General features: G+C 68.5%; 5 protein-coding genes. 2 read left to right on the top strand and 3 right to left on the bottom strand.

Annotated features, from left to right (window positions below; genetic code table 11):
• Positions 1 to 215 precede the first annotated feature (215 nt).
• Both ACMZ91_RS18355 and ACMZ91_RS18350 read right to left on the bottom strand, forming a co-directional pair.
• A complete protein-coding gene (locus ACMZ91_RS18355; RefSeq protein WP_317217945.1) occupies positions 216 to 608 on the bottom strand; it encodes a VanZ family protein in 393 nt (130 codons plus the stop codon).
• Positions 605 to 1,789 (bottom strand): class I SAM-dependent methyltransferase, encoded by a 1,185-nt coding sequence (locus ACMZ91_RS18350; protein WP_414578289.1) that lies wholly within the window; start codon positions 1,787 to 1,789, stop codon positions 605 to 607. Before ACMZ91_RS18350 ends, ACMZ91_RS18355 begins: the two co-directional genes overlap by 4 nt.
• Positions 1,790 to 1,848: 59 nt before the next feature.
• Between ACMZ91_RS18350 and ACMZ91_RS18345 the strand changes: the two genes are divergently transcribed.
• Positions 1,849 to 2,586 carry a pteridine reductase gene (locus ACMZ91_RS18345; RefSeq protein ID WP_024957037.1) on the top strand — a complete coding sequence of 246 codons (738 nt, stop codon included), beginning with the start codon at positions 1,849 to 1,851 and terminating at the stop codon, positions 2,584 to 2,586.
• Positions 2,587 to 2,646: 60 nt separating this feature from the next.
• Here ACMZ91_RS18345 and folK read toward each other — a convergent pair whose 3' ends face one another.
• Positions 2,647 to 3,132 (bottom strand): 2-amino-4-hydroxy-6-hydroxymethyldihydropteridine diphosphokinase, encoded by a 486-nt coding sequence (gene folK / locus ACMZ91_RS18340; protein WP_049461486.1) that lies wholly within the window; start codon positions 3,130 to 3,132, stop codon positions 2,647 to 2,649.
• A 92-nt stretch (positions 3,133 to 3,224) separates the two neighbouring features.
• Between folK and ACMZ91_RS18335 the strand changes: the two genes are divergently transcribed.
• Positions 3,225 to 3,968 carry a proteasome-type protease gene (locus tag ACMZ91_RS18335; protein WP_032130415.1) on the top strand — a complete coding sequence of 248 codons (744 nt, stop codon included), beginning with the start codon at positions 3,225 to 3,227 and terminating at the stop codon, positions 3,966 to 3,968.
• Positions 3,969 to 3,990: the final 22 nt, after the last annotated feature.

Raw genomic sequence — 3,990 nt, 5'->3', positions numbered from 1 at the left:
GGGGGGGGGGGGGCGGGGGGGCCCCCCCCCCCCGGGCAGTTCATCCACGCATGGCGTGGATCTACTGATTCCATCCACGCATGGCGTGGATCTACTGATTCCATCCACGCATGGCGTGGATCTACTGATTCCATCCACGCGTGGCGTGGATCTACTGATTCCATCCACACGCAGCGTGGATCTACCGGTAGGTGCCAACCTTGGTTGGCACGCCTTTACCCGCGCCAGCGCAGCAGCAGGTCGCGCAGCGGGGTCAGTGCAGTGGCCATGCCGGCCAGCACGCCAATGGTGTTGGCCAGCGCATCCATTGGGTCGGCCATGCGGTTGCTGGTCAGCGCGCCCTGCGCGAACTCGATGCCGATGCCCATCAGCACCAGGCCCACGCCCACCCACAGCAGCGGGCGGCCCCGACGGAACAGCTGCACCGCGCTGCCGGCCAGGATGAAATAGGCGAGGAAGTGTTCGCCCTTGTCGCTGTTTTCCGGCAACGGAATCGGCGGTGGTGGGATCAGGCAGACCACGATCACCAGCAGTACTGCCGCCGCCCACAGCGCGGCCCAGAGCCGGGGCCGCCGCAGCGGCTTGATCACCGGCAACGCGTGGCTCACAGGCGCCAGCTCAGGTCACCCAGCTCGAAGGCCGGTTCGAAGTCGACGCCTCGCTGCAGGCCGATGGCCTGGAAGCGCTCGCCCATTTCCGTCGGCAGGGTCAGCTTCTTCACCTGGTCGCGCAGCTGGATGCGGCCGACCTCATCGGTGCGTTCCTCGGCCAGCAGCAGCACCTGGTCCAGGCCGTTGCCAAGCAGGAAACTGGCCTGGCTGCAGTAACCGGCCAGCTCGAAACCGCCGTGCACGCCGGCCTCGGCCATCGCGGTGAAATCCACCGACGCCGTGATGTCCTGCAGGCCCGGCCAGCGGTGCACGTCGTTGTGCACGTGGTGGCGGTAGAACGCACGCACGGTGCCATCGTCGCGGTCGTGCTGGTAGAACTCGCCGCGGTTGTAACCGTAGTCGACGAACAGCATCGCGCCACGCTGCAGGCCACCGGCGACCGCCTGCAGCCAGTACGGCAGCTGCGGCAGCACTTCGGAGCGGTAGCCCTCGGCGAAGGGCTTTTCCAGATAGCGCTCGATGTGGCGTACCGCGCCATTGAGCAGGATGTCGGCCGGCTGCGCGCCGCGGATGAAGTTGCCTTCGGCATCCAGCTCCACGGTTTCCTCGTAGACCTCGCCATCCCGGATCAGGAAGCGCGGGGTCGGCAATGCGTCGATCACCTCGTTGGCGAACACCACGCCCTCCCAGTCCTCCTCGAACGGGCGGTCGACCCAGTCCACGCGCGCCGCCAGCTCGGCCGGCAGGTTCTGCTGCAGGCGCTGCTGCTGGCGCTCGCGCAGGTCGGCGCTGGGTTCGAGGATCGCGTAGCGCGACGGCAGTGCGTCGAGCTCGGCCAGGCGCATCAGCACCGCCTCGGCGAAGGCGCCGGTACCACCGCCGAGCTCCAGCATGCGCGCCTGCGTACCCAGCTGGGCGAACACCGGCGCCAGCGCATTGGCCACGCTGCCGGCGAACAGGCTGCCGAGCTCGGGCGCGGTGGTGAAGTCACCGCTGCCACCGAACTTGCTGGCGCCGGCGCTGTAATAGCCCCAGCCGGGGGTGTACAGGCACAGTTCCATGAAGCGCGAGAACGGCATCGCCCCGCCCTGCGCAAGGATTTCGGCGCGCAGGGCGGCGACCAGCTGGTCGCTGTGGGCCAGGGCATCGGCTTCGGGCAAGGGGAAGGTGGGCTGCATGGCGTCTTCGAATGCGGTGACAATGGTGCACAGGATAGCCGAGCCTTGGAGGACCCTCGATGAGCGACACCCACCCCGTGGTCCTGATCACCGGCAGCGCGCGCCGGATCGGTGCAGCCATCGCCCGCCAGTTCCATGCCTGTGGCTGGTCGGTGGTGCTGCACGCCAACACCTCCAGCGCGGAGCTGCAGCAGGCCGCGTTCGATTTCGACAACGTGCGCCCGGGCAGCGTGCTGGCCCTGCAGGCCGACCTGCGCGACGCCGACGCCCTGGCCGACCTGGTGGAGCAGGCCGTCACCCACTTCGGGCGACTGGATGCACTGGTCAACAACGCCTCCAACTTCTTCCCCACCCCACTCGGCCAGGTCACCGCCGAGGCGATGGACGAGCTGTATGCGGTCAATGCGCGCGCGCCGCTGCTGCTGTCACAGGCGGCGGCGCCCTACCTGCGCCGCCAGCAGGGCTGCATCGTCAACCTGACCGACCTGCACGGCACCGACCCGATGCGCGACCACATCGCCTACACCATGGCCAAGGCCGCGCTGGAGATGGCCACCCGCTCGCTGGCGCTGGAGCTGGCGCCGAAAGTGCGGGTCAATGCGGTAGCGCCGGGGGCGATCCTGTGGCCCGAACAGGGCAAGGACGATTTCGCCCGCGAGGCGCTGCTGGCGCGCACGCCGCTGGCACGGATCGGCACGGTCGAGGAGATCGCCGAGGCGGTCTACTGGCTGGTGGCCGAAGCCAGCTTCGTCACCGGCCACACCCTGCGCGTGGATGGTGGGCGCACGGTCAGTTGAAATGTTGCCGGCCAGCGGCCGGCGCGAGCGGTAGTGGCGGCCGCTGGCCGGCAACCACCCTCATTCCAGGTCCACCACCTCGAACGCCTCGCCAAACTGTCTGTGCGCACGCCACAGCGTTGCCAGGTCCAACCCGCTGACCGGGTCGATGAAGCCCGGCGCGATGTCGGCCAGCGGCTTCAGCACGAAGGCGTGCTTCAGCTCCGGGCGCGGAATGCGCAGGTGGCCGGGACCTTCCACCACCAGATCCCCGTAGAACACTACGTCGATGTCCAGGGTCCGATCGGAGAAGCGCGGCCCGCTGCGGTCGCGCCCGTGCGCGTCTTCCAGCGCATGCAGCCAGTCGTCCAGTTCCTGCAGCGGAAGATCGGTCTCGATCGCCACCGCATTGTTGAGGAAGGCCGGGCCATCGAAGCCGACCGCGGCGGTACGGTAGGCGGGCGACACCTGCAGCGCGCCGAAGCGCTCGCGCAGGGCCGCCACCGCGGCGTGGAGGTAGCGACGGGGCTGGACGTTGCTGCCCAGGCTCAGGAGCACGGTGGTCATGCGGTTCAGGTGACGGCACTTGGGGGGGCGTGGACATGCCGTCGTCACGGCGGCCTGCCTACAATCCGGGACGCACATGATAGGGCACCGACATGACCTATTGCGTTGGAATCGAGGTGGACGAGGGCCTGGTCTTCGCCGCCGACACCCGGACCAATGCCTCGCTGGACGATGTGCGCGTGCACCGCAAGCTGCACGTGTTCGAGTACCCCGGCCAGGCAGCCTACGTGCTGATGGCGGCTGGCAACCTGGCCACCACCCAGCTGCTGGTGTCGCGCCTGGGGCGCGATGCCGCCGAACGGCGCACGCCCAACCTGCGCGACATGGCCCATCTGTTCGAAGCCGCCGAGTACGTCGGCCAGCTGCTGGTGGACAGCCAGGTGCACAGCAGCCACAGCGAACACGGCCATGACGGGGTCAACACCCAGGCCACGCTGATCTTCGGCGGCCAGATCGCCGGCGAGCGTCCCGGGCTGTACATGATCTACCCGCTCGGCAACGCCATCGCTGCTTCGCCGGAAACGCCCTACCTGCAGATCGGTGAGTCCAAGTACGGCAAACCTATCCTCGACCGCATCCTCAGCCCGGCCACACACCTGGAGGATGCCGCGCGTACGGCGATCGTCTCGCTGGACTCCACCATCCGTTCCAACCTGTCGGTGGGCCTGCCGATCGATCTGGCGCTGCTGCGCGACGGCGAGCTGCGCATCGGCCAGCAGCTGCGGCTGGGCGCGGATTCGGCGTTGTATGCCGATATTCACCAGAACTGGTCGCGGCGGCTGGAACAGGCGGTGGACGCGCTGCCGCGGTTCCCCTGGGAAACCCTGGACCGGTAGTGCCGGCCGCTGGCCGGCAACC

The sequence above is a fragment of the Stenotrophomonas sp. FR024 genome, from assembly GCF_047500745.2.
GTDB lineage: Bacteria > Pseudomonadota > Gammaproteobacteria > Xanthomonadales > Xanthomonadaceae > Stenotrophomonas > Stenotrophomonas maltophilia_A.
The sequence above is the reverse complement of the archived record's forward strand: the minus strand, read 5'-3'. Positions and strand labels throughout refer to the sequence as shown.

Excerpts from the sequence above, each read along its gene's own strand:
- ACMZ91_RS18350 (WP_414578289.1), bottom strand. The coding sequence starts at position 1,789 with ATGCAGCCCACCTTCCCCTTGCCCGAAGCCGATGCCCTGGCCCACAGC.
- ACMZ91_RS18345 (WP_024957037.1), top strand. The coding sequence starts at position 1,849 with ATGAGCGACACCCACCCCGTGGTCCTGATCACCGGCAGCGCGCGCCGG.
- folK (WP_049461486.1), bottom strand. The coding sequence starts at position 3,132 with ATGACCACCGTGCTCCTGAGCCTGGGCAGCAACGTCCAGCCCCGTCGC.
- ACMZ91_RS18335 (WP_032130415.1), top strand. The coding sequence starts at position 3,225 with ATGACCTATTGCGTTGGAATCGAGGTGGACGAGGGCCTGGTCTTCGCC.